Here is a 23,635-nt window from a genome sequence, read left to right as displayed (position 1 = left end):
CGGAACGGGTCTGGGGCTTGCGGGATGGCCCGTGGCAAAGTATGCTGCGCAGCCAGAGGTGAGCATGCACATATCCGACAAGAAAGAGCGCCGCGCCCCGGCCGGCAGTGCTGATGGAGCGGGCGCGGAACGCCCGGCTGACGACCGCAAGCCCGCCGGAAAGCCCGGTGAAGGCGCTTCCTCCGCCAGGGCGGGCAAAAGCTCAGCGGGGCGTCCGGCTTCCGTGGCCGCGCAACCCTGGTACGCCGGGCAGCACAAAGACGCCCTTTTATACCTCATGATAGCCATTTTCTTTGTGGAACTGGCCGTGGGCGGCGTGGCATTTTTTTATGGAGTCATGCATGCCGCGCCGGAAGTGCCGGGCGGGCCGCCCATGGCGCGCTTTCCCTGGCTTGGCTGGGTGCTGGCCGCCATTCTGGCCCCGGTGGGCCTCATACTTATCGTGCACCTTGCCGGAACCTGGGTTTCGCGCTTTCTCGGGCGTGAAGCCGGGGATGTGGCTGCATCCGGCGGAGGCGGCCATGCTGCCGATGCCGATCAGGTACCTGAACGGTTGCAGCGTTTTTACGCCATCATCCGCAATGCGCCCACGGTGGTGGTGCTGCTGGGCATTCTGCTGCTCGGGGCCGCGCTTTTTTTTGTGGACGGGGCATTCACGGCCCTTGTGGCTCTGGGCAGTTCCCTTGTTCCCTATATTCCCTGGATCGCGGGCAGCGTGGCGGCCATGATTGCCGTGTGCTATCTTGTGCACCGCCTGTTTATCTATCGCCATCACCGCATGCAGCAGGAGTTTGCCTACCGCCGCGAAGTGCTGGAGCGCACGGGCATAGTGCTGGTGGACAAAAACTGTATTCCGCTGCCGCAGACGGAAGAACAGCGCCTGGCGCTGGGTGAGGCCCGCATTGTGGACGCCCGGGCAGCCTTGCCGCCGGCGGACGGTGCGCCGCCTACGGAAAACCGGGAAACCCGGGAAGCCGGGAAACACGAAGAGTATGGTCAGAAGGGCCGCAATGCTTCGGGCAGTGAGGGTTTTTCATCTGCCGGAAACGCTGAAGACGAGATTACGGATGCTGAAATAATCTCGCCCGAAATATCTGCCGAAGTTCCTGCAGATACCGGAGACAATGAGGCCAAAAGCCGGTCAGCCGGAAAGGTCTGAGCAAACGCAGTTTGACAAAGCAGGTTATAGTGCCGCCGCCTGCGTCAGGCCGCGCCGTGCCAGCGCAATATCTGCCAGGGCGTTGACGCAGGCCGCCGCCACCGCCGAGCCGCCCTTGCGCCCCAGCAGGGTAAAGTGGGGCCACGCAGTGCGGCGGAGCAGTTCTTTGGACTGCGCCGCATTAACAAAACCTACGGGCATGCCCACAATAAGGGCCGGGGGCGGCGCGCCCTGTTCCAGCACGTCCAGCAGGCCGAGCAGGGCTGTGGGCGCGTTGCCGATGACCATGATATGTCCCTGCATCTGCGCGGCGAGGGATTCCAGCCCCGCGCGGGAGCGTGTGGTTTTTTTTGCCCGCGCAAGCGCATCAAGCCCGGGCAGGGCCATGATGGGCGTAACGGTAACGCCAAGGGGTGTCAGCCGCCGCAGGGGCAATCCTGCCGCAGCCATGCGTGTGTCGGTGTACACAGTGCAGCCCGCCAGCAGGGCGTTTACGCCCGCTTCAAGGGCAGTCTGGCTCAGACGCAGGTCATGCACAATTTCTGTATCGCCCAGTGTATGCACGCAGCGGCGCGCCACCTGCCACAAAAGCCCTTCAAAAAGGCGCGGGGGCGGCATTTCTTTATCAATAATGGCAAAAGAGCGCTCTTCGATGGTCTGGGGGGTGCAGGCCGGGTCCAGTTCTACGGAATGTTCCGGCGCAGGAATATACGTCATGGGTAAGCCTCGGTTGGTCGTGTGTGCGCTCGCGGCGTTACATCGTTCTGCCATTGTTTTTTACCGCTGCTTCGAGCCATGTACGCCAGAAGCGTCGGGATCCCTCAGGATAGCAGTGCAGCCATGTTCCGGCCACGGAGCCGTGGCGGCAGCCCTCCTGCCGTAAAAAAATTCCCTTGCTGTCATACAGGTTCCACAATGGCGCGCAGTGTGCGGGCAAAGGGGAATCGTCTTCACGGGCATAGTGAAATTCGTGTCCCCGTACCCAGATGGGGGCAGGGCGGCTGCATTCTGCGCCTGCCCCGGTTTTGGCGCGGTCCTGGGGCCGGTCTTGCGGCCAGCCCGGCAGGGCCAGAGCGGCCCGGTAGCCCAGGGCTGCACGCTCCTGCCCCAGGGTGCAGTGTATGGGTAAAAGACCGGCCATGGGATGTTCTGTTGCTCTGTCCGCCCCGTCATGCGTCTTCAGCCGCAGGGAGTGCATAAGGTAGATGTAGCCCCCGCACTCACCATATATGGGAAGGCCGTTCCGGGCCAGTGCGCGCAGGGCGTCAAGCATGCGGACGTTGGTTGACAGTTGCGGGGCATGCAGTTCTGGGTAGCCGCCGGGAAAGTACAGGGCGGAACAGCTGGGCGGCGGCGCGGCATCGCGCAGCGGTGAAAAGAAAACAAGCTCTGCGCCCAGTTCTGCGAGCAGGGGGGGCAGGTCGGCATAGCAGAAACTGAAGGCCGCATCCCAGGCCATGCCCACACGGGGGCGGCGGGTGCGTTTGGGGGTGGAAGTTTTTTGGGGGGCAGCGGGAGCGTCGTGCTGCCCCATTCCCGCACCGTCAACAGCATTTTGAAGAACATGCCGGCCACCGGGCGGGCGCGGCATAAAAAAGCGCGCGCCCCAGGCTGTTTCCTCTGTGGCAGGGCTGCCTTTCTCCGCATTTGCCATAAAAAAAGCGGCCGCATCTGGCGTATTGTGCAGACTGCCTGCTGTTCCCACCAGACGCAGCAGGGCATCCAGGCGGCAATTTTCTTCAAACCAGTGTGCCAGCGCGGGGCGATCCAGGGCGGACAGAGCCTCCCGTGCTTCCACAAGGCCAAGATGGCGGGACTTGAGGGCAGGTGCTCCAGCGCGGGGCAACAGCCCCAGCAGGGGCAGGCCGTCTGTTTTTTGCAGCGGCTTCAGGGCATCTTCAATAATTTCTGCATGGCGCGGACTGCCCACATGTGTGCAGATAACGCCCAGAAAGCGCGGGGTTGGACCGTGGACGGACAACCAGTGCGGCTTGTGGCGGACATAGCCTTCCACCAGCGGCGCCACTGACTGCCCAAGCCCTGCCGCACTGCATATGAGCAGAATGGGCAGGTCCAGCAGGGCCGCCAGCTGTGCCGTGCTGCCCGCGCCGCCATGTCCGCCGTCATACAGGCCCATGGCTCCTTCAACCACAAGAAGGGCGGGGGCGGGCGTGCCGAAGGAATGTTTTTGAGAGTTTTCAGGCCCGGCCATGCGGGCAAAGACGCTGCGCAGACCCCTGGGCAGACGTTTTCTCGAAGTCAGCGGGCTTTCTCCGGCTTTGGGCAGAGTTTCGCGACACATCCACGTGTCAAGATTGGCGGCGGGCAGACCTGTGATGGCGGCGTGAAAAGCGGCGTCTATATAGTCGGGACCGGTTTTGGCGGCGCGCACGGGAATGCCGCGGGCAGCCAGGGCGCAAAGCAGGGCCAGGGTGGCCGTGGTCTTGCCCGTATTGCTGCCAGTGCCGGCGATGATGATGCCGGGAATGCGCGGCTGTTCGGTGTGCATGACGTCTCCGGCGGATCAGGGGGTTCCAGACGGAAGCAGCTTCTGCATCCAGCTTTTCACTTTTACGAGATGTTTTGCCACATGTCAGCGTTGAGCATACGTATTTTCAACGCGTATACGGCGCTTGTTGCGATTTTTGTCCAACCAGGGAGTAGCCGTGCTTTGCCGTGTTCAACGCTTGCCCTATAAATACCAGAAAGGCGTAAAAATAAAAGTTTTTGAGGGGATGGAGGGCTGGGGGCAGGGGAACTTTTTACAAAAAGTTCCCCTGCCCCCAGAAAAGCCTTCTGCCTCCCTGCCTCACCATCACCCTACCGTTGCCGCAGGGCCTCGGCGATGATGGCGGCATCCTCCCGGGGCCGGGCCTTGAGGCCCAGCTCGGCGTGGCCGCCGGAGCAGATAAAGCCCTGGGGACCAAGCTCCAGAAAGCCCGCGGAAAGCACCTGGCCGTAGGGCAGTTGTTCGCGCATGTCGCTGTGGTCAACGCGGCGGGGAAAGACAAAGGGGACGGGCTGGCCGGAAAAATCTTCAACGATGAGGTATTTCACGGGGCCTCCTTAGCGGCTCTGCTGGGCTTTGCGCCTGTTTTGCAGGTACTGGCGCACGGCCTTGTTATGGTCCGCAAGATTGGTGGAAAACGCATGTTCACCGCCGTCAGTGACGGCCACAAAATAGAGAAAGTCATGTTTTTCCGGATTGATGGCCGCCTTGAGCGCCGCCATGCCGAACGAGCATATGGGACCGGGCGGCAGCCCCGGCCGCTGGTAGGTATTGTACAGGTTGTTGGGATCGTCCAGGTGATTGCGGCGCAGATTGCCGTCAAAGCCGGGACCAAGGCCGTAGATGACCGTGGGGTCGGCCTGAAGGATCATGTTACGGGCCAGGCGATTCTGATACACCCCGGCCACACGCGGGCGCTCGGCATCGATGCCTGTTTCCTTTTCCACCACCGAGGCCAGGATCATCCAGGTTTTCAGTTGGTCCACGGCGGGTTTTCTGCCATCGGGCCACACAGGGGCAGCCTTGCGCCAAAAATTGTCCACCATACGCCCGGCAACGCTGCGGGCCTGAGCCATATCCGGCTCGTCAGCTTTTTTCAGCAGATAGGTATCCGGCATGAGAAAACCCTCGGCCGTGGCAAAGGGGATGCCATAGTGGCGCAGAAAGGCCGGGTCCGTGACGACCTGACGGAAATCGTCAAAGCGCACAAGTCCGGCTTCTTCCAGCAGTTTGCCGGTCTGCCACCAGGTGAGTCCTTCGGGGACAGTAATGCGGAAAAGCACTGGCTGGCCGTTGACGAGCGTGTCCAGCACCTTTTCGGGCAGCCAGCCGGAATTGAGGGCAAAGCGCCCGGCCTGAAGGCGGCTGTCCCATTCCTTATAGCGGGCGAGCAGGGCGAACCTGCGGGCGTCGGTGATAATGCCTTTCTGCTCAAGCCCTGCCGCCACCTGGGCAAAGCGCGCGCCGGGCGGCACATCAAAAAAAACATCCTGCCCCTCGCTTTGCGCCGGGGTATTCAGGAAGGTATGAGCCTCGTAAGCAAGCCAGCCGCCACCGGCCAGGGCCAGCAACAACAGCAGTCCGAGCAGGCGCAGCAGTGTTTTCATGCGGGACTCCGCTCTTGCGGGGCAAGGGCTAGAAAGGACGAAAGAATGCGCACGGCAGCCTGCTGGTCAAGTACGGCCTTGCGCTTGCGCATTTTGAGCCCGGCCTCGCGCAGGTCAGCCCAGGCTTCTTCAGAACTCAGCTCTTCAACCATATAGTAAAAGGGCAGGGGGATACGGCGCTTGAGGCGCTGGGTAACATTGCGCACCTGCCTTGTGGTCAGGCTTTCTTTTCCGTCCTGCGTGAGGGGCAGGCCCACCACAACCGCTTCCGCCCCGGTTTCAATGATTTTTTCCGTCAGGGCGGCGAGAAAGAGCTTGCGGTCAGTGTAGTCCTGCAGGCGCACGGTCGCCAGGGGGAAAGCCATGCGCCCGTCAGGGTCTGACACGGCCAGGCCCGTGCGGGCCAGGCCGTAATCCACACTTACAAATTTCAACTACACCCCCATTTTTTCGCGTACCAGGCTCATGGTCTGGCAGGCAAAGGCGCGGGCGCGCTCATTGCCGTGGGCAAGAATTTCATCCACCCGGGCGGGGTTGGCATCAAGCACGGCGCGGCGTTCCTGAAGAGGCGTCAGGAATGCTTCAAGATTCCTGAGGAATATTTTTTTGCAGTCCACACAGCCCAGGGTCGCGCCGGTGCAGCCCTGGCGGATCTCTGCCTGCTCTTCGGCGCTGCTCAGGAGCACGTGGTAGGGAAAGAGATTACAGACATCGGGATTGCCGGGGTCGGACTTGCGCAGGCGGGCTTTGTCGGTAAACATTCCGCGCACTTTTTCCTGAATATCCGCCATGTTGTCGGAAAGGAAAATGCCGTTGTTGTAGCTTTTCGACATTTTGCGCCCGTCAAGGCCGGGGCATTTGGCTGCCGGGGTGAGCATGGCCTTGGGTTCGGGCAACAGGTCGCCGCCGTAAAGATAGTTGAAGCGCCGGGCTATTTCGCGGGTCAGCTCCATATGGGGCAACTGGTCTTCGCCCACAGGCACGCCGTGGGGGCGGTACATGAGAATATCCGCCGCCATGAGCACAGGATAGCACAAAAAGCCCGCATTGCCGAGATCCTTGTTGCTGATCTGCTGCTGCTGTTCCTTGTAGGTGGGGTTGCGCTCAAGCCAGGATACGGGCGTGATCATGGAGAGCAACAGCGAAAGTTCGGCATGTTCCTTCACCGCAGACTGGCGGAAGATCACGCAGTCTTCGGGGTTGAGGCCCGCGCCCACCCAGTCCTTGACCATTTCGCGGATATTCTGGCCGACTTTGGACGGGTCGGCGTAGTCGCTGGTGAGGGCATGCCAGTCTGCCACAAAAAAGTATGCCTCTTCTGTGTGTTGCAGTTCAACCCAGTTTTTCAGCACGCCGAAGTAATGGCCGAGGTGCAGGGGGCCGGTGGGCCGCATGCCGGAAACAGTGCGCAGTTCTTTGCTCATGAAAAACAGTCCTTTGAAATTATAAAATGCCCAGCAGAGACAGCAGGCCACGGGCGCTGCCGCTCACCAGCGGACCCAGTACCATGCCCAGCAGGCCGGTAAACAGCAGGCCAAGCAGGATGATAAAGCCGAAGCGTTCGACGCTCAGGTAGCGCAAGGCCGCATTGAATGGCAGAAAATAGGCTACAACCTTGCTGCCGTCCAGCGGTGGAATGGGCAGCAGGTTAAGCCAGCCCAGGCCGAAATTGATGATGACCCCCGCCTGCATGGATTTGAGGGCAAAGATGTAGACATTGCTGTACTGCCACTCAATGGGCGGAAAAAAGTTCAGTGTCAGCCGCAGCAGCACGCCGAAAATCCCCGCCAGAATAAAGTTGGTCAGAGGACCCGCCAGAGCCACCAGCATCATGCCCTTGGCCGGATCGCGAAAATAGCGCGGATTGACGGGCACGGGTTTGGCCCAGCCGAAAACAAAGGAGCCGCTGAGGCTTGTCAGTCCGAAGACCATAAGCCCCATAGGGTCAATGTGCGGCAGCGGGTTGAGGGTCAGCCGCCCCATCATGCGGGCTGTGGGGTCGCCGCAGCGGGCGGCAACCCAGCCGTGGGCCACTTCGTGCAGAATGATGCCCAGCAGGGCGGGAACCGCCGCGATGGACAGGGTGTTCAGGGCCTGGGATATATCTATATTAAACATGGCTGGCGGGTACCATTTTCCCTGCGGCGCAGCAAGCGGGGCTGCGCCGGTGAAGGTTGGGCGGGTTAGCCGGAAGACGCCACCTTGCGCACCAGCACCTGGTCGCCGGGCCATATGCGCCTGTCGGGTGTGAGCAGCTGGCCGTCACGGGCCACAAGGGCGGTTTCTTCCGCAAGCCCCAGCGCCGCAAGCAGCTGGCGCGAAGTTTTTGGTCTGGGCAGGGAGAGATGTTTTTCTTCAGGCTGTAAAAGCACAACGATGCGGGCGCCCGTATGTTCGGGCTTGACGACCTGGCAATGGGCGGGAATTTCCACCGGGGCGCGTTCGTAGCGGCGGCCTTCATCTTGCGGTTTTGCGGATGCTTCTGTCATGGGAACTCCTTGTGCCCGTAGTCTTAAAGATATTCTTCCAGCAGGCCGCAGGCGGCGCAGACCAGCGGAGCGCATACTGTGGTAAAAAGATCCTTTTCCATAATAAGGGTGCGCTCTTCAGGTATGGTAAGGTCGTACCCCAGTATCTCCCGGCAAAGAAGACCGCCGTGGGAACCGGCAAAGGCCGTTATGAAGGCGTCGCGGCGGGAGTAGAGATTCCGTTTGCGCTCGCGTGAGCACGGGCCTGCACATCCGTGCGCCAGGCCAAGGACCATGAGGGCGCCGGTAACACAGCCGCAGGTGGCGGCTTGCCCCATGCCCGAGCCGAAGCAGGCCGCTGTGCGCATGGCCTCTTCGGGTTGCAGGCCAAACCGCCCGGAAAAATGGGCAAAGACCTGCTGGGCACAGATAATGCCCATACCGAAGTTTTCCTGTGCCTCGGCAAGCTCCATGTGTTCATGTGCGTGCTGTTCCATCAATATACCCATACGCGATACTGCCGTGTAGTCCGGGATCAGGCCCCGGCATAATAATAGAGCGCGGTGACAGCTGTCATGCTGGCTGCCCGCAGCCCCTGGTTGGCCAGGATAAGCCGCAGGGCCAGCGTCGGGCGGAAAAAGCCGGAATAGGACGGCAGCTGATGGCGTATGGCACGCATGGGTGTGGAAAGGATATTGCCCACCATAAGGGCCAGCACCACATCGCGGGCGGAAAGGCCGCCCGTCTGCAATACGCTGCCTGCCGCGCCCAGCGCTGCGCCCAGTTCCGCCGCCAGGTGCAGTACAATAATGCCCATAGCCTGCGGCTTCAAGAAGGAAAGCCATGCCATATGCTGCGAAAGCCACTGTTCGGCCAGGGCGAAGTATCCGAACTGCTGCAACAGATACATAAGCACGTAGATGGGTGCGGTAAAGTAGACGAGTTTGGGCAGGCGGCGGGTAAACCGCTTCCACGCCTTGTGCATGGCCGCGGCCCAGTCGGTTTTTTCGTTGTTGTCGGCCTTGCAGGCCGCACAGCCCGGCGGCGGGGGCGGGAGCAGACGCCGGGCCAGCACCACGGTAAAGGCCGTGCGCCCCACGGCGGCCAGCAGGGTAAGCCCCACATAGATAATGGCGGGCGTACCCAGCACAGGCCATGTAAGCAGAAAAATGGTGGGGGTGTGCACCATATAGGCGGGTAGGCTGTTGAAAAGATTCGCCAGCATAAGTTCCCTGTCTGACAGTTCACCCATGTTATGGCTGTCGGACAAAAGGCCGTTGGCCGCCGCAGGAGAAACAAACGCCAGGGAAAATCCGGCTCCGGCCACTTCGCGCAGGTGGGCCAGCCGTGCCAGAGGGGCCGCCAGCCGTGCCAGATGGCGCGTCCAGCGCAGAGCCTCCAGCACGTTGGCGATGAGCAGGCCGGCGGCCATGCCCAAGAGCAGGCGTAAAAGTGGCCAGCCCAGGGCATGCCAGAGGGCTGCCAGGGAAAAGGCGTTTTCTGCGGCGGAAGGACTTACGGGCATGATATTGCGGTTTTGCGGCTTATGCCCGGAGCGCGGCGGCAGGCCTGCACCCGGACACGGTGGTTATCTGTCAGGGTTTATAGCCTGTATCCGGGGGGAGGTCACGGCGGCTTGCCTGGGCGCGGGCCAGAACGTCACAGCGTTCGTTTTCGGGATGCCCGGCGTGTCCTTTCAGCCAGTGAAAATTTACCTTGTGCTGGCGCAGGAGGGGCAGCATGCGCTGCCACAGGTCTACATTGAGCACAGGTTTTTTGTCGGACTTGATCCAGTTTTTTTTCACCCATCCCCACAGCCAGCCCTTGCTCACGCTGTCGCACACGTAGCGTGAGTCTGTGTACAGGTCCACGGTACAGGGGCTTTTGAGCAGGGCCAGGGCCTCAATGACGGCCAGCATTTCCATACGGTTATTGGTGGTCAGGGCGTACCCGCCGGAAAATTCCTTGCGGTGGTCGCCCTCGTCCAGCCTGAGGATGGCGGCCCAGCCGCCGGGGCCGGGATTGCCGAGACAGGAGCCGTCAGTGTGAATGGTCACGTTTTGCATTGTATTCCTTGAAAATCATGAATTGGCACACGCCGTTCCGGCCCCAGCACGGATGCGCCACAGTGTGAGGCGGGTAGCGCGGAGCAGGAGGTGTCAGCTTTATGGCGCGGGCACGGCACGGCGCAGCATACACGGCATGGGGGCGGGGGGCAATGCGCCTGCACGGCATCCGCAGCACGAAAAACCGGCCTTTTCCTGTACAGGAAAAGGCCGGGCTGTTTGGGGGCAGTGCGGCAGGCGAATCAGGCCCGCTTGAGAGATTCGATTATCCTCGCCAGCTCCTGGGCCTGGGCTGCCAGGTCGGAAACGGCCTTGCTGGCTTCGCCCATGGCCTGGGCGGTTTCACCGGCAATGGTGTTGACGTGTTCCACAGAGCGGGCGATTTCTTCAGATGAGGCAGACTGCTGCTCGCTGGCCGTGGCGATGCTGCGTACCTGGTCAGCCGTCTGTTCGGCCAGACCGAGGATTTCTTTCAGTGCGTCTCCGCTGCGCAGGGAGAATTCCGTAGCCAGGTTTACCTTGTCCACCGCGGCATCCATACGGTGCACCCCGTCCCGGGAGCTTTCCTGGATGGCGCGGATGGCCCTGCCCACATCCTGGGTGGAGGCCATGGTTTTTTCTGCCAGTTTGCGCACTTCATCGGCCACCACGGCAAAGCCGCGCCCGGCATCTCCTGCTCTGGCCGCTTCAATGGCCGCATTGAGGGCCAGCAGGTTTGTCTGGTCCGCGATGTCGGAGATGACAGTCATGATTTCGTTGATGGCTTGCGCATGTCCAGAAAGCTCGTCCATGCCGGCTTTAAGCGCCATAGTGTCGTTTTGCACATCGCTGATGGCGGTCTGGCACTGGGAGGTTATCTGTTCGCCTTCACGGGCTTTCTGTTGTGTAGCGCCGGAAAGGTCCGCTCCGGACGAGGCGTTTCTGGCGACCTCAAGCACGGTGACATTCATTTCTTCCACTGCGGTGGCCGTGTCTGCAATGCGGCCTGCCTGCTGTGCCGCGCCGTGAGAAGACTGCTCGATCTGGGCCGAAAGCTCCTCAGAGGCGGAGGCAATGATGTTGACCACGCCCTCAAGCTGGGCTGCGGCGTCAAGCAGACCTTCGCGGCGGGCGTTTTCTGCCCTGGCCTGGGCTTCTTCAGCGGCATGCTGTGCTATCCCGGCCTTTTCAGCGGCATCCTGCGCCCTGATCGATTCTTCCTGCGCCCGTTCGATGTTTGACTTCAGGGCGCTGACCATGGCTACAATGGCCTTGTATACGCCTTCTTTGGCGTTTCCATCGTCCACATTATAGTCGCCCTGCACAACGCGGTCGGCAATGCTGTTAAGTTCGCCCGGGTCTTTGCCTAGCTGTTTGTGTGTGCTCCGTATGATGAAGACCACGGTAAGCGTGCCGGCGATAAGTGCGGCCGCAAGCAGGATAATAATCAGTTTTTTTGACGTGGCGTACAGGTCATCACATTCCTTGCTGGCCGCATTGCCGCCTTCGGTATTGATGCGCACCAGTGTCGCAAGGGATTCACGCCCCTGCTCATAAAGCGTGCGGGACTGTACACGGAAAAGCTGCAGGGCCTGATCCAGATTGCCGCTGTCGGCCAGTTGCATGATGCGGCCGCTGAGGTCCGAATATTCCTTCCATTGCCGCGCAAAGGTTTCATATGCCTGGCGCTCCTGCGCTGAGCCGATAAGGGGCATGTACCGTGCGGCAACCGCAGAAAGGCTTTTCTGGGTGCTTTCCATGCGGGTTTTGTATACCTGCCGGTATTCATCCGTGGGGGGTGTTGTGATGAACAGGGCTTCGGCCAGCCGGTAATCAGAGGCGATGATATTGAAATCCATGGCACAACGTGTTGATGGCAGCCATTCGTAGCTCAGCTCTGTTGAACCGTCATTGATTTTTGACATCTGCATGAGACTGAACGTACCAAGAATTGCAGTGAGCAGCAGTAGAAAAGCAGACATCAGAGAAAGTTTTACTCCGAGCTTCATTTATTCCCCCAAGTAATGTGACGATTGGCTGTTTTTGTTTTATGTTTTGTATAAAAAAGAATAGTATAATTTTATTTTCCCATGCAATATTCTTTTTTATATGCCGATATTTTATTATATTGACGATGCTCGCAGTATCTTTTGCGTGCTGCTTTTTATCATCTTTGTGTATTATCGGCATAAGTAATATCGACTTATGGGCTATAGCAATATAAAAATTGTTTTCAAAAAACATTTTTTACTGCAATAGAATAATATAATATATTTATAAAAGTATTATTTCTTATGAATCAGCTATATAAATATAAAATTATTTAAAATAACAGTACAAGTATGTTTTTTGTCTGAAAAAAAATTTCCGAAGATGTATGTCTCGTTCTGCCTGTACGGATAGATACAACATCGCAGTGATATTTTTTTCAAAATGGGTTCATGTTGCCGTCATTAACCATGCGCTGCTGTGTCATCCGTTTCCGGAAACTGTCCGGGAATGAAAAATGCGGCGTGCTGATAAAGGGGCGGGAGCGGAGAGAGGCGGGCGGAAAATAAAAATGGCCGGAGATACACTCCGGCCATTGTGTACAGGGGCGCGGCGGGCGGGCCGCCCCGTGCGTTCGCCAGTGGGTAGGTATGCTCCCCGCCATGGCGATTTTTTCAGGCACTCCGGCTTGCGGGCATGTTTCCTGACCGCAGTACGGCCAGGAAAACAGGCAGCAGTGCCATGCTTGCAAGACGGACCTGATCCCGCCGTTACGGTGCATCAGGGTGCGGACGCAGACAGCAGAAGTGTCTCGCCGTCAGGCAGGCATTTCAGAGTGGGTATGTTCTAGTAGCGGTAGTGGTCCGACTTGTAGGGACCGTCCACGTTAACGCCGATATAGTCGGCCTGTTCCCTGGAAAGTTTGGTCAGTTTTGCGCCGAGGCGGCCAAGATGCAGACGGGCCACTTCTTCGTCCAGCTCCTTGGGCAGGGTGTAGACCTTGTTTTCCAGCTTTTCAGTGGCCAGCTTGATCTGGGCCAGTGTCTGGTTGGTAAAGCTGTTGGACATGACAAAGCTGGCGTGGCCTGTGGCGCAGCCAAGGTTTACCAGGCGGCCTTCGGCCAGCACAATGATGCTGCGGCCGGACTTGAGGGTCCACTTGTCCACCTGCGGCTTGATGTTCAGGCAGGTGATGCCGGGCGTGTTTTCCAGATAGGTCATTTCGATTTCGTTATCGAAGTGGCCGATATTGCACACGATGGCTTCGTCTTTCATGCCTTCCATATGTTTGCCGCTGATGACATGATAGTTGCCCGTGCAGGTCACATAAATGTCACCGTAGGGCAGGGCGTCTTCAACCGTGGTGACTTCGTAGCCTTCCATGGCGGCCTGAAGTGCGCAGATGGGGTCGATCTCGGTCACCAGAACGCGCGCGCCGAGGCCGCGCATGGACTGGGCGCAGCCTTTGCCCACGTCACCGTAGCCGATCACCACAACCACCTTGCCGGCGATCATGACGTCAGTGGCACGCTTGATGCCGTCTGCCAGCGATTCGCGGCAGCCGTACAGGTTGTCGAATTTGGACTTGGTCACCGCATCGTTGACGTTGATGGCCGGGAAAAGCAGTTTGCCCGCGGCCTCAAGCTGGTAAAGGCGGTGTACGCCAGTGGTGGTTTCTTCCGACACGCCCTTCATGCCGGCGGCAACCTTGTGCCAGTGCTGCGGGTCTTCCTTAAGGCGCAGTTTGAGGCGGTCAAGGATGCACTGAAGTTCCTTGTTATCGGTCTTTTCGTCAAGGATGGCGGGATTGTTTTCAGCTTCCACACCCTTGTGGATGAGCAGGGTGGCATCGCCGCCGTCGTCCACGATAAGGTCGGGACCGGAGCCGTCGGGCCAGGTAAGGGCCATTTCGGTGCACCACCAGTAATCTTCAAGGGTTTCGCCTTTCCAGGCAAAAACCTTCGCCATGCCCAGGTCGGCAATGGCGGCGGCGGCGTGGTCCTGAGTGGAAAAGATATTGCATGAAGCCCAGCGAAGATCCGCGCCCAGGGCGTGCAGGGTCTGAATAAGCATGGCCGTCTGGATGGTCATGTGCAGCGAGCCGGTAATCTTGAGCCCCTTGAGAGGCTGGCTGGAGCCGTATTTTTTGATGCACTCCATAAGACCGGGCACTTCCCGCTCGGAAAGCTGCATTTCTTTTTTGCCGAAGTCGGCCAGGGCCATATCCGCAACTTTGTGCGCCAGGCTCAGATCAAGAGCTTTGGTCATGTGTTTCTCCTATCCTTTGACATGGTATGTTTGTTTGCATTGTGTCCGGATGTGCGCCGGGCGCGCTTCTGCTGCCCGGAAAACCCCGCGGCCTTGCGGCGTTCAGCGGGCCTCGGCGGTAAGCAGGAACAGTGTCAGCCCACGGCCCACCGGCTGTTTTGCACAGGAAACCGTGCGAAAGCCCACGGCATCAAGGTCAGCGGCCAGACCGCCTTCTTCAAAGCCGAGCCAGCGGTCGCCATAACGGTTGCGCATGGTTTCATCAGTATGGCGCAGAAAGTCCGCCACAAAAAGACGGCCGCCCGGAGCCATGATGCGGTGTATCTCGCGCAGGCCCTCAATGGGTTCTGAAAGATGGTGCAGCACAAGGTTGATACAGGCAAAGTCAGCCTCGTGGTCGCGCAGGGGCAGGTGGCTCAACTCGCCGATACGCAGGGAAACCCTGTCCGCCGAGAGGTCCTCGGGCGTAAAGCGGCGGCGGCAGATTTCGAGCATGCGGGCCGAGCCGTCCACACCGATGACGCCGCGCGCCAGCGGCAGCATGCGGGCCAGCACCGCGCCCGTGCCGCACCCGAGGTCCACGGCCATGCCGCAGTTCTCGGGGATGGCCGCGCACACGGCGTCGGGCAGGTCAAATGTGCCCAGAACCTCGCGGTTCAGCTCGTCCCAGTCTTCGGCAATGGCATTGAAAAACTGCCGGGTCTTCAGGGCGCGTTCTTCCAGCATCTGGGCGGCCATGTTCAGGTCTGCACGCATGGCTGCATCGGCCTGCACAAAAGGCATGGCCGCGCGCAGGAACTCCCTTTCTTCGCCCGAGCGGGGAACCGCATAAAAAACCCAGAGGCCGTCGCGCCGCGAGGTGAGCAGCCCGGCCTCGGTGAGGATTTTCAGGTGGCGGGATACGCGCGACTGGCCCATATCAAGGATGCGCACCAGTTCGTTGACCGATAGCTCGTAATGCAGCAAGATGTGCACAAGGCGGAGCCGTGTTTCATCAGAAAGTGCCTTGAAGTAAAGAAGTGCCATATGTTTTTCCGTAGTAAATCAATTTATGCTGATACAAGTATCAAGTTATCCGCATATAGTCAACAATGGCCATAGAGCCTGTGCGGATGTTGTTGAATGTATTTTCTATAAATAATCAAATATATTACAGTGATTTTTTGCCTATGTACCCCAGAGTTTTTCGCAAAAAAGACAAAAATGCCGAGCCGATAGCCGCAGGTGAGGTGCTTGCGTCGGTCTTGGCCGGGCTTGGCGTGGAGCCGGGGCAGGCGCAAGCCCGCCACCGTCTTGCCCACCTCTGGGAAAACTGGAGTATGGTGATGGGGCCGGATCTTGGTATGCTGGCGCGCCCCTTGGGCCACCACAGGGATTTGCTGCTCATCGGGGCGGAGGATGCCATGCTGGCTCAGGAGCTGCACCTCATGAGCGGCGAACTGCTGGAGCGGGCCAATGCCTTTATGGAAGAGCCTTTTTTCGGCGGCGTAAAGGTTTCTTTGCTTATGGGTAAAGTCGGTCTGGATGTGACGGCACGTAAGCCCCTGCCCGAAGAAGAGCAGGGCTGGCGTGCTCCCCGGCGGCACATGCACGAACCTGTGCACGCCAACGGTGCTTTTCTCGGGCGTATGGACCCGGCCTCTCCGGTGGCCCGAGCCTACGCGCGCTTTGCGGAAAAAGCAGGGCATAGCGGAGTTTGATGCCTGTAATATTTTGTAAAAACAGATTGATACGGATATAACCGCAATGCGCACAACAGGGCTTGCGCCGTTGCAGCCACGCCGGACTGTATGCCGGGCGATGTTTATGCCCTGTGTTTCCCTGCCTTCCGGGGCCTTTGGGCTGCGGCTTTTTCTTTATCCCCCTTGCAGCAAGCTGTGTTTCTCGTCTGTCCGGCTCCGATCGTGCCGGTCGGACGTGCAGATTTTGTGCTTTGCAGCGCCCGCAGCCCGGCCCTGTTTTTTTGTTGCATCCGGCTTGTGCTGTTCAGGCAAGGCCTTGCACAAAGCTGTGGGGCGAACCGCAAGGCTGTTCTACAAAGCCATGTTGTATATTTTTCTTTTTATATCAGCATGATATAAGAAATATATGTTTTTTGTCCATGCGATTTTGTTGTTTACTTGCTGCTGTTATTGACAAGCATTTGTGTGCAATGCTAGCTTCCATAAAGCGCAGCCCTCTGGCGCGCATAGTAGCGGGCAAGAGCACGCGGAGGATGGAATGAACGTGCAGAAATCTATGGAAGACATTTGTCTGAAGCACGACAACGGCGGCGATTTCAGCTTTCGTGGTCGGCTTTTTTCTGAGTGCTCGTGGTATGACGAGGCTCTTGGCATGCTCACCCGTCAAAAGCTTTATGTGACCGACACCAACGACCAGGTGTATTATATCGTGCGTTCCTCTGGTCAGGAGCGCAGCCGCCATGCGTACCGCCTTGCCGTGCGCGGCGACAATTGCATCATTCATAACGGCATGGCCGAAATGTCTTTGCAGTTCGATATGCTAATGCTGGCTGTACGGGGTCTTTGCGGGCTTGAGGCGGGCGCAACGCCCACGCTCTCAATGGTGGAAGAAATGCTCAAGGCTGCCAATGCCTGAGCAGGCAAACTCCCGATAAAGTAAAGGGCGGTCTTTTCAGGCCGCCCTTTTGCGTTCTTGTTGTCTGCCTTGCTGCGGCTGTACTTTTTCAGGCGGGGCGGGCTGCCGGGCCTATTGCTGTCCTGTGGACTGCCCTGTGCGCAATGGCGGCCTTGCGTCTTGCCATGCCTCCGTGGCGATGACCTCTGTAGCTGAAAACATCTGAAAACGGGCATTGCCGTACTCTCGGTGTGCAGCGACATCCCGGATTGCAGCAGGGCTGCTGTCCTAAAACTGCCTGCAAATTGCCTTTGGAGCAGTTGCCGCTTGCAATGGTTGCTTAACGGCGAATCATCGTTGCTGTCTTCGGCCGTGGCTTCCTTGGCGGAAGCTTCCGCGCTTCGTCCGGTGATTCCCGCCGTGCGCGTCATCGAGATGGGCCGGGAAGCTGGGGCCGGACAACGAAGACGCTGCCGGCGCGTTCCGTAAGCGTCACAGGCATGAACCAGAGGCTGTTTCAAGCGCCGGATGCCTAGTCAGTGGTTTCTGGCAGGGCTGGCTGGCTTTGTTCCTGGGCGCCGTCAGGCGGTGGCGGGGGTGTAAAGTAGTTGGTTACCCAGGTAAGGGCCAGTACAAAAAATGCGGCAAAAAGGCCGATGACCGGACTCCACAGCGGGGCTGCGGAGAGGGCCAGGCGCATGAGCAGGGTGCCGATAACAAAGCCCGAGTTGCGGAACACCGCATGAAAGGCGGGCATGTAGCGTTGGGCAATAAGCACCATGGTGATGTCTGAAAAGATCAGAATGGTGTACAGGGTTTCAAAAAAGTTCTGGTCGCCACCGGTGGTGACAAAAAGGGCAAAATCGCGCAGTGCCGTACCCATAAAGATGATAAAAAGGGCCAGCGCCAGCAGTTTTTTGCTCATGACATAGCGCATGCGCATGTCCGGCGACTGGATGAAATGCATGTGCCGACGTGCAATGCGCTTGTACAGGCCGAGGCAAAGATAGACCAGCAGCGCGCCTGTGCCGGATATGGCGATATAGAGCACAGGCGTCATGTCGCCCGCAACACTGACCGGTTCCGGCAGATGGGCCAGCTCCTTGAAGGCGTTTCGCAGCAGGATGAGGGTGAGGATTTCAAACTGCTTGCCCATAGACTGGGACAGGGAGCTGGGGATGATGAAAACAAGACTCATGACCTCCAGCACCAGTATGAGCGTGAAGGCCAGGTGTATGGCGTAAAAATGGCTGGTGGGCGTTACGCCGGCCAGCCAGGGCGGCAGCATTGCCTGACGGTTCAGTTCCACCCCCAGCAGGGCCAGCAGGTAGACCCAGAGAATAAGAAGCGCTACGCGCCGCTGGGTGGTGGCACGTTCCCAGCTATGGTGCAGCCAGTCAAAGACGTCTGTCAGCGGTTGTAGCTTTTCGATAAGCATGCGTGCAGCACTCCGTCGTGTGGCGGGGAGCAACTGTGCGCCCCGGCCGAAAAAGCATATCTACACATGGCCAAATGTCAAAGGCGGTCTTATGTCATATGGGTGACAGCACGACAACGTGACGGAACAACTGCGCGTGCTTGCCGCAAACTGGTGGCATGAGGCCGCCGTTTTGTGTCTTGCCGTTGTGGGCGGCTGATGTTCCGCTCCGGTTCCGGGCAGCGCAGACAAGGAGGAGTGCCGTCTTTACATGCCGACCATTGCTCCAGGCATTGCTTCCGGTACTGGCGCTGTCCTGCGGTTTGGGCTGCGCTGTTCGCCGCCTGTTCAGGGGGTGTGTGGTAGCAGGCCCCGGTTTTTTATGCGGCTGTGCAGGGCCGGAGTATTCCGCTGAGACTGTGAAAGAGCGGCATTTTTCGTACCCCTTGCCTTCCGGGCATATTGAACGTAGAAAAAGGGCTTCCCATATAACCCGCTGTCTGTCATTGTAACAGATTACAACAGCGCTCATGAGGTTAGAACGCCATGCCCCATAAGGGTCCGCATATTTCCATTTCTCCTGACTATGTAGTGAATCGTATTCTGCGCATCAATATTGATGACTTTGCCGAATGGCCCGAGTCTGTGCGCAACCTTGCCATTGCCATCGCAGAAGAGCTTTTTCTGATGGCTTACAACCCCTTTATCGATGCGGATACCGTACGCAGCAGCGTACGTGACAGCTTCGAAAAGGAGTCTGTCTCTCTGGCGCATTATTATGCCACGGCCATCGGTGAAGGCATTACCATGTTCTGGTCGGCCCATGAGGCCGAAATGGAGTTCAGGGAAAAGCTCATCAGCGCTCTGGGCGACATCCTGCCTGCAGAGTGCATCCTGACCAATCCGGGCGCACTGGTGGAGTCCGCCACGGACGCCACGGACCTGCGCATGGAGCTGCCTCTTCTGGTGGTGGAGCCTGATACAACAGAGCAGGTGGCCGAGCTTGTCAAGCTTGCCAACGACATGAAATTTGCCCTCATCCCGCGCGGCGGGGGGTCGGGTATGACCGGCGGGGCTGTACCCGCACGCAAGCGCACCCTTATAGTGAGCCTCACACGCCTTACCCGCGTGGGACCTATTGATATGGAAAACATGTCGGTCACCTGTGAGGCCGGAGCCATCACCCAGACCGTCATCAACGCCGTTGACGCCGCAGGAGCGCTTTTTTCCGTAGACCCGGCCTCCAAGCAGGCCTCGTCCATCGGCGGCAATATTTCTGAAAATGCGGGCGGCCCAATGGCCTTTGAATACGGAACCACGCTGGACAACCTGCTGTGGTGGCGCATGGTGACCCCTACGGGTGAGATCATCACCGTAGAGCGCGAAAACCACCCCCGCCACAAGATACTGCCCCATGAGACCGCTGTTTTTGTGGTCAAGGACGTCAGCGGCGGTGTACGCAACGTGGTGCATCTGCGCGGTGACGAAATCCGCCTGCCGGGCCTTGGCAAGGACGTGACCAACAAGGCCCTCGGTGGTCTGCCCGGCATGCAGAAAGAAGGTGTGGACGGCATCATCACCGAAGCCGGTTTCATTGTTCATCCCAAACCCCGTCACAAGCGGGTGATGGTGCTGGAATTTTTCGGCCGTTCAATGCATCCGGCCGCCGTGGTGGTGCGCGAACTGGTGGCCCTGCGCAACCGTATCCGCGAAGAGGGCGATTACGCCCATCTTTCGGCTATGGAAGAATTCAACGCCAAGTACGTGCAGGCCATCGAATACAAGCGCAAGTCCGAAAAGTACGACGGTGCGCCCATTTCCGTCATCATCCTTCAGGTGGACGGCGATGACCCCTATCTGCTGGATACCTGTGTGGGCGACATCGTAAGCGTGGTCGAGCAGCAGGAAAACGTGGATATCATCGTGGCTGCTGATGACAAGGAAGGCGAGCGCTTCTGGGAAGATCGCCACAAGCTTTCAGCCATCGCCAAGCGTACCTCCGGCTTCAAGCTCAATGAAGACGTGGTCATTCCCATGGACCGCATACCAGATTTTGCGCTTTTTCTTGAGCAGATAAACCTGGAATGCACAGCCGCATCCTACCGCCATGCCCTGCAGGAAGTGGGGCGCCTGCCCGGCTTTCCTATGGAAGACAAGGACTTCAACCGGGAGTTTTCGCAGGCGTCCAAGGCCGCTTCCGGCGATGTTGCCGCCGCGGATGTTTCGGATGTGGAAATGGCCGAGCGGGCCGAGGCGTTTCTTGAAGTCCTGAAAGAAAAATATTCGCACCTTGCAAAAAAAATCAGCAAGATACGCGACTATATGGAAGCCAGCCGCATTGTGGTCGCCAGCCATATGCACGCTGGCGACGGCAACTGCCATGTGAATATTCCTGTGAATTCCAACGATGCCCAGATGCTGGAAGAAGCCGAAGAGGTGGCGGCCCGCGTCATGGCTGAATGCCAGGAAATGGGTGGCGAGGTTTCGGGCGAGCACGGCATTGGCATTACCAAAATAGCCTTTTTCAGCAAGGAAAAAATGGACGCCCTGCGCGCGTTCAAGGAACGTGTGGACCCGCGCGACGTCATGAACCCCGCCAAGCTCGTCTATCGCGACCTGCCCGTGCGCCCCTTCACGTTTTCATTCAACCGCCTTATCCGCGATATCCGCGAGAGCGGCCTGCCGGATAAGGACAAGCTCATCCACCTGCTCACCTCCATCCAGGTGTGTACGCGCTGCGGCAAGTGCAAGCAGGTATGCTCCATGTGCTATCCCGAGCGCTCCATGCAGTATCACCCGCGCAACAAGAATATGGTGATGGGCATGCTGCTTGAGGCCGTTTATTACAGCCAGGTTAACAAGGGTCGTATTGATGACCGTCTGCTCAAGTGGATGCGCGACCTTGTGGAGCACTGCACGGCCTGTGGCCGCTGCATGGCCAACTGCCCGGTCAAGATTCCCTCTGGCGAGGTGGCGCTTACCCTGCGCGCCCTGCTGGAGCACGAAGGCGCCAGCGGGCATCCCATCAAGGGGCGCGCTCTGGAATGGCTTGTGCGCGATATTGCCCACCGCGCGCCCAAGGCGGCCAAGGTGGCCTCGCTGGGCCAGAAAATGCAGAACAAGTTTCTGGGCTTCGTCCCCGCTGTGTGGAAGCGCCGCATGCAAAGCCCGCTTTTTTCCGGGCGAGGCCCCAAGATGGGCTATACCAACCTGTACGAATCCCTCAAGCTGCACAGGGGTGCTGTGTTTACCCCGGCCGAGCCTGCACCGGGCATGCCCCTTGCGCTGTATTTTCCGGGCTGCGGCGGCGCGCTCTTTTATGACCGCATCGGCACTTCTTCCATCATGTTGCTGCTCAAGGCGGGTTTTGCCGTGGCTGTGCCGCCCAGGCACATGTGCTGCGGGTTCCCGCTGCTTGCGGCCGGTATGGATACGGCTTTTGAAGACAATATGGCCCAGAACAGGCAATACCTTGCCTCCATGCTGCGCAGCCTCGTCAAGCAGGGTTTTGACTGCAAATACCTGGTTACGGCCTGCGGCTCCTGCCGCGACGGGCTGGAGCGACTGAACATACAGGCTCAGTTTCCCGATCTGGTCATGCGTGACGTGGTCCAGCTCACCATGCCACTGCTTTCCCGCGAAGACCTGCGTGCCCCTGTGGCCGAAGGCTCAAGGCTCGTGTACCACGGGGCCTGCCATTGTGAGTGGGCTGATGTGCACAAGGTCAAGGGGCAACGGCAGGTTGTGCGCGCCCTTGGCGAATTCAGCGGGGCGGATGTGGTTCTCAGCCCCGGCTGCTGCGGTGAATCCGGCATGGGCGCCATGACCTCGCCCCAGATATACAATCTTTTGCGGACGCGGAAGCAGCAACGGCTTGAGGACGCCATGGGCGAAAACTATGACGGCCCCGTGGTGGTGGGCTGCCCGTCCTGCAAGATCGGTATCGCGCGCTGCCTCATCAACATGCACGACAAGCATTCTGTCCTGCATGTGGCTGAGTGGCTGGCAGGGCAGATTGACGGTGAAGACCGCCGGCAGAGCTTCCGCAAAAAAGTTAATGAAACTCGCGGAGATGTGCGTGTAATTGACCTGAAATAGACGTTGCGCAAAGCGCATTGCGGTTTTGCCAATACTGAAGGGCCGCCCCCGTAAGCACGGGGGCGGCCCTTATCATTGTGCGCAGGAGGTTATTTTTTTGCAGCGCGTCCGGCGTGGCTGTTGCTGCCGGCTTCGGTTTCGCTCAGGGGTTTGCTGACGGGGTGTGCATCAAAGTGGGCCATGGCCCGCTTGAGGTCATCGACAAGCAGGGAGCCGAGGTCACGGCTGAAGCCGTGGCGTACCAGTACGCGCATGACCACGAGGTCTTCGCGGTGAGCGGGCATGGAGTAGGCAGGCACCTGCCAGCCGCGCGAGCGCAGACGGTCCGAGAGGTCATAGAGGCTGTAGCTGGTCTTGGCATTGGCCTTGAAGGTCCAGCACAGGGCCGGGATGCCGCCGCGCCCGTTGTACAGCACTTCAAAGGGACCGAGCTTGGCGATTTCGTCGCCCAGGAAGCGGGCCGTATCGTAGCAGTTCTGGTGAATGCGGCGGTAGCCTTCGCGTCCCAGACGCAGGAAGTTGTAGTACTGGGCGATGATCTGGCCGCCGGGGCGGGAGAAGTTGAGCGCAAAGGTGGGCATGTTGCCGCCCAGGTAGTTCACATTGAAAATCAGGTCTTCGGGCAGGTCGCTTTTTTCGCGCCACACTACCCAGCCCACGCCAAGCGGGGCAAGGCCGAATTTGTGACCGGAAGAGTTGATGGACTTGACGCGGGGCAGGCGGAAATCCCAGAGCAGGTCCGGCTCGATGAACGGGGCAAGAAAGCCGCCGCTGGCGCCGTCCACATGAATGGGAATGTCCCAGCCCTTGTCCTTCTGCAGTTTGTCGAGGGCTTTGCTTACTTCTTCCACCGGCTCATACTGGCCGGTAAAGGTCACGCCAAGGGTGGGCACAACGCCGATGGTATTTTCATCGCAACGCTTGATGACCTCTTCGGCGGTCATGATCAGGCGGTCTTTTTCCATAGGAATTTCGCGCAGTTCCACGTCCCAGTAGCGGGCGAATTTTTCCCAGCAGACCTGCACGGGGCCGCACACCATGTTGGGTTTGTCATAGGGCTTTCCGGCGGCCTTGCGCATGTTGACCCAGCGGCGCTTCATGGCAAGCCCGCCAAGCATGGCGGCTTCGCTGGAACCGGTGGTGGAGCAGCCCAGGGTTCCCTTGGGGTCCGGCGAATGCCACAGGTCGGCCAGCATGTGCACGCAGCGTGTTTCTGTTTCGGCAGTCTGCGGGTATTCGTCCTTGTCGATCATGTTTTTGTCAACGCACTCGGCCATGATCTGGTTGATCTCGGGGTCTACCCAGGTCTGGCAGAACGTCGCCAGGTTCTGGCGAGAATTGCCGTCCAGCATAAGCTCATCATGAATGGCCTGGTATACGTCGCGGGGGCGGCTTTCCTGTTGGGGCATCTCATGGCGCGGCATGGCATTTGCCATATCCGCCGCGGCATAGGTGTCATCAAGTACCGTATTGCGCAAGGTGTTTTTCGCAGTCATGC

20 protein-coding genes are annotated in these 23,635 nt (G+C 59.0%); 4 read left to right on the top strand and 16 right to left on the bottom strand.

Annotation, left to right across the window (positions count from 1 at the left end):
* Positions 1-31: 31 nt before the first annotated feature.
* Positions 32-1,159 (top strand): hypothetical protein, encoded by a 1,128-nt coding sequence (locus ACZ495_RS11505; protein WP_464262292.1) that lies wholly within the window; start codon positions 32-34, stop codon positions 1,157-1,159.
* 24 nt (positions 1,160-1,183) lie between these two features.
* On the opposite strand, the gene ACZ495_RS11500 is transcribed toward ACZ495_RS11505, so the two are convergent.
* From ACZ495_RS11500 to ACZ495_RS11435, 14 genes are all read right to left on the bottom strand, one after another.
* The gene (locus ACZ495_RS11500) at positions 1,184-1,876 is read right to left on the bottom strand and encodes a precorrin-8X methylmutase (RefSeq protein ID WP_296983326.1); all 693 of its coding nucleotides are present in this window, start codon (positions 1,874-1,876) and stop codon (positions 1,184-1,186) included.
* 37 nt (positions 1,877-1,913) lie between these two features.
* A complete protein-coding gene (locus tag ACZ495_RS11495; RefSeq protein WP_464262291.1) occupies positions 1,914-3,668 on the bottom strand; it encodes a cobyrinate a,c-diamide synthase in 1,755 nt (584 codons plus the stop codon).
* 311 nt (positions 3,669-3,979) lie between these two features.
* Entirely contained in the window at positions 3,980-4,216 is a 237-nt protein-coding gene (locus tag ACZ495_RS11490) for a hypothetical protein (RefSeq protein WP_012623681.1), read from the bottom strand.
* Positions 4,217-4,225: 9 nt separating this feature from the next.
* The gene (gene mltG, locus ACZ495_RS11485) at positions 4,226-5,275 is read right to left on the bottom strand and encodes an endolytic transglycosylase MltG (protein WP_012623682.1); all 1,050 of its coding nucleotides are present in this window, start codon (positions 5,273-5,275) and stop codon (positions 4,226-4,228) included.
* Positions 5,272-5,709 (bottom strand): Holliday junction resolvase RuvX, encoded by a 438-nt coding sequence (gene ruvX, locus ACZ495_RS11480; RefSeq protein ID WP_296983318.1) that lies wholly within the window; start codon positions 5,707-5,709, stop codon positions 5,272-5,274. Before ruvX ends, mltG begins: the two co-directional genes overlap by 4 nt.
* Complete coding sequence (trpS, locus tag ACZ495_RS11475; RefSeq protein WP_012623684.1) at positions 5,710-6,699, bottom strand: tryptophan--tRNA ligase; 990 nt, start codon at positions 6,697-6,699, stop codon at positions 5,710-5,712.
* Between the two features lie 19 nt (positions 6,700-6,718).
* Complete coding sequence (locus ACZ495_RS11470; protein ID WP_012623685.1) at positions 6,719-7,393, bottom strand: site-2 protease family protein; 675 nt, start codon at positions 7,391-7,393, stop codon at positions 6,719-6,721.
* Between the two features lie 65 nt (positions 7,394-7,458).
* On the bottom strand, positions 7,459-7,764 hold the full coding sequence (locus ACZ495_RS11465) for a ubiquitin family protein (RefSeq protein WP_012623686.1): 306 nt from the start codon (positions 7,762-7,764) through the stop codon (positions 7,459-7,461).
* A gap of 23 nt (positions 7,765-7,787) precedes the next feature.
* Positions 7,788-8,240, bottom strand: coding sequence for a C-GCAxxG-C-C family protein (locus tag ACZ495_RS11460; RefSeq protein WP_232088776.1), 453 nt, complete (start codon positions 8,238-8,240; stop codon positions 7,788-7,790).
* A gap of 38 nt (positions 8,241-8,278) precedes the next feature.
* Complete coding sequence (locus ACZ495_RS11455) at positions 8,279-9,268, bottom strand: hypothetical protein (RefSeq protein WP_296983314.1); 990 nt, start codon at positions 9,266-9,268, stop codon at positions 8,279-8,281.
* Positions 9,269-9,338: 70 nt separating this feature from the next.
* Positions 9,339-9,809, bottom strand: coding sequence for a ribonuclease HI (rnhA, locus tag ACZ495_RS11450; protein WP_012623689.1), 471 nt, complete (start codon positions 9,807-9,809; stop codon positions 9,339-9,341).
* A gap of 242 nt (positions 9,810-10,051) precedes the next feature.
* Complete coding sequence (locus ACZ495_RS11445) at positions 10,052-11,797, bottom strand: HAMP domain-containing methyl-accepting chemotaxis protein (protein WP_012623690.1); 1,746 nt, start codon at positions 11,795-11,797, stop codon at positions 10,052-10,054.
* 826 nt (positions 11,798-12,623) lie between these two features.
* Positions 12,624-14,045: an adenosylhomocysteinase gene (gene ahcY / locus ACZ495_RS11440; protein ID WP_012623691.1), complete on the bottom strand. Its 1,422-nt coding sequence runs from the start codon at positions 14,043-14,045 to the stop codon at positions 12,624-12,626.
* 102 nt (positions 14,046-14,147) lie between these two features.
* Positions 14,148-15,071 (bottom strand): ArsR/SmtB family transcription factor, encoded by a 924-nt coding sequence (locus ACZ495_RS11435; RefSeq protein ID WP_072311941.1) that lies wholly within the window; start codon positions 15,069-15,071, stop codon positions 14,148-14,150.
* A 143-nt stretch (positions 15,072-15,214) separates the two neighbouring features.
* Here ACZ495_RS11435 and ACZ495_RS11430 point away from each other — a divergent pair, with 143 nt between their 5' ends.
* Positions 15,215-15,745, top strand: coding sequence for a DciA family protein (locus ACZ495_RS11430; protein WP_464262290.1), 531 nt, complete (start codon positions 15,215-15,217; stop codon positions 15,743-15,745).
* A gap of 520 nt (positions 15,746-16,265) precedes the next feature.
* A complete protein-coding gene (locus tag ACZ495_RS11425; RefSeq protein ID WP_012623694.1) occupies positions 16,266-16,643 on the top strand; it encodes a hypothetical protein in 378 nt (125 codons plus the stop codon).
* 511 nt (positions 16,644-17,154) lie between these two features.
* Here the strand turns inward: ACZ495_RS11425 and ACZ495_RS11420 are convergent.
* Complete coding sequence (locus tag ACZ495_RS11420) at positions 17,155-18,060, bottom strand: hypothetical protein (RefSeq protein ID WP_012623695.1); 906 nt, start codon at positions 18,058-18,060, stop codon at positions 17,155-17,157.
* Positions 18,061-18,585: 525 nt separating this feature from the next.
* Between ACZ495_RS11420 and ACZ495_RS11415 the strand changes: the two genes are divergently transcribed.
* A complete protein-coding gene (locus ACZ495_RS11415) occupies positions 18,586-22,137 on the top strand; it encodes an FAD-binding and (Fe-S)-binding domain-containing protein (protein WP_072311938.1) in 3,552 nt (1,183 codons plus the stop codon).
* A gap of 89 nt (positions 22,138-22,226) precedes the next feature.
* Here ACZ495_RS11415 and ACZ495_RS11410 read toward each other — a convergent pair whose 3' ends face one another.
* Positions 22,227-23,633 (bottom strand): glutamate decarboxylase, encoded by a 1,407-nt coding sequence (locus tag ACZ495_RS11410; RefSeq protein ID WP_464262289.1) that lies wholly within the window; start codon positions 23,631-23,633, stop codon positions 22,227-22,229.
* Between the last annotated feature and the right edge of the window lie 2 nt (positions 23,634-23,635).

The organism is Desulfovibrio sp. GTC20076 (assembly GCF_055385905.1).
The sequence above is the reverse complement of the archived record's forward strand: the minus strand, read 5'-3'. Positions and strand labels throughout refer to the sequence as shown.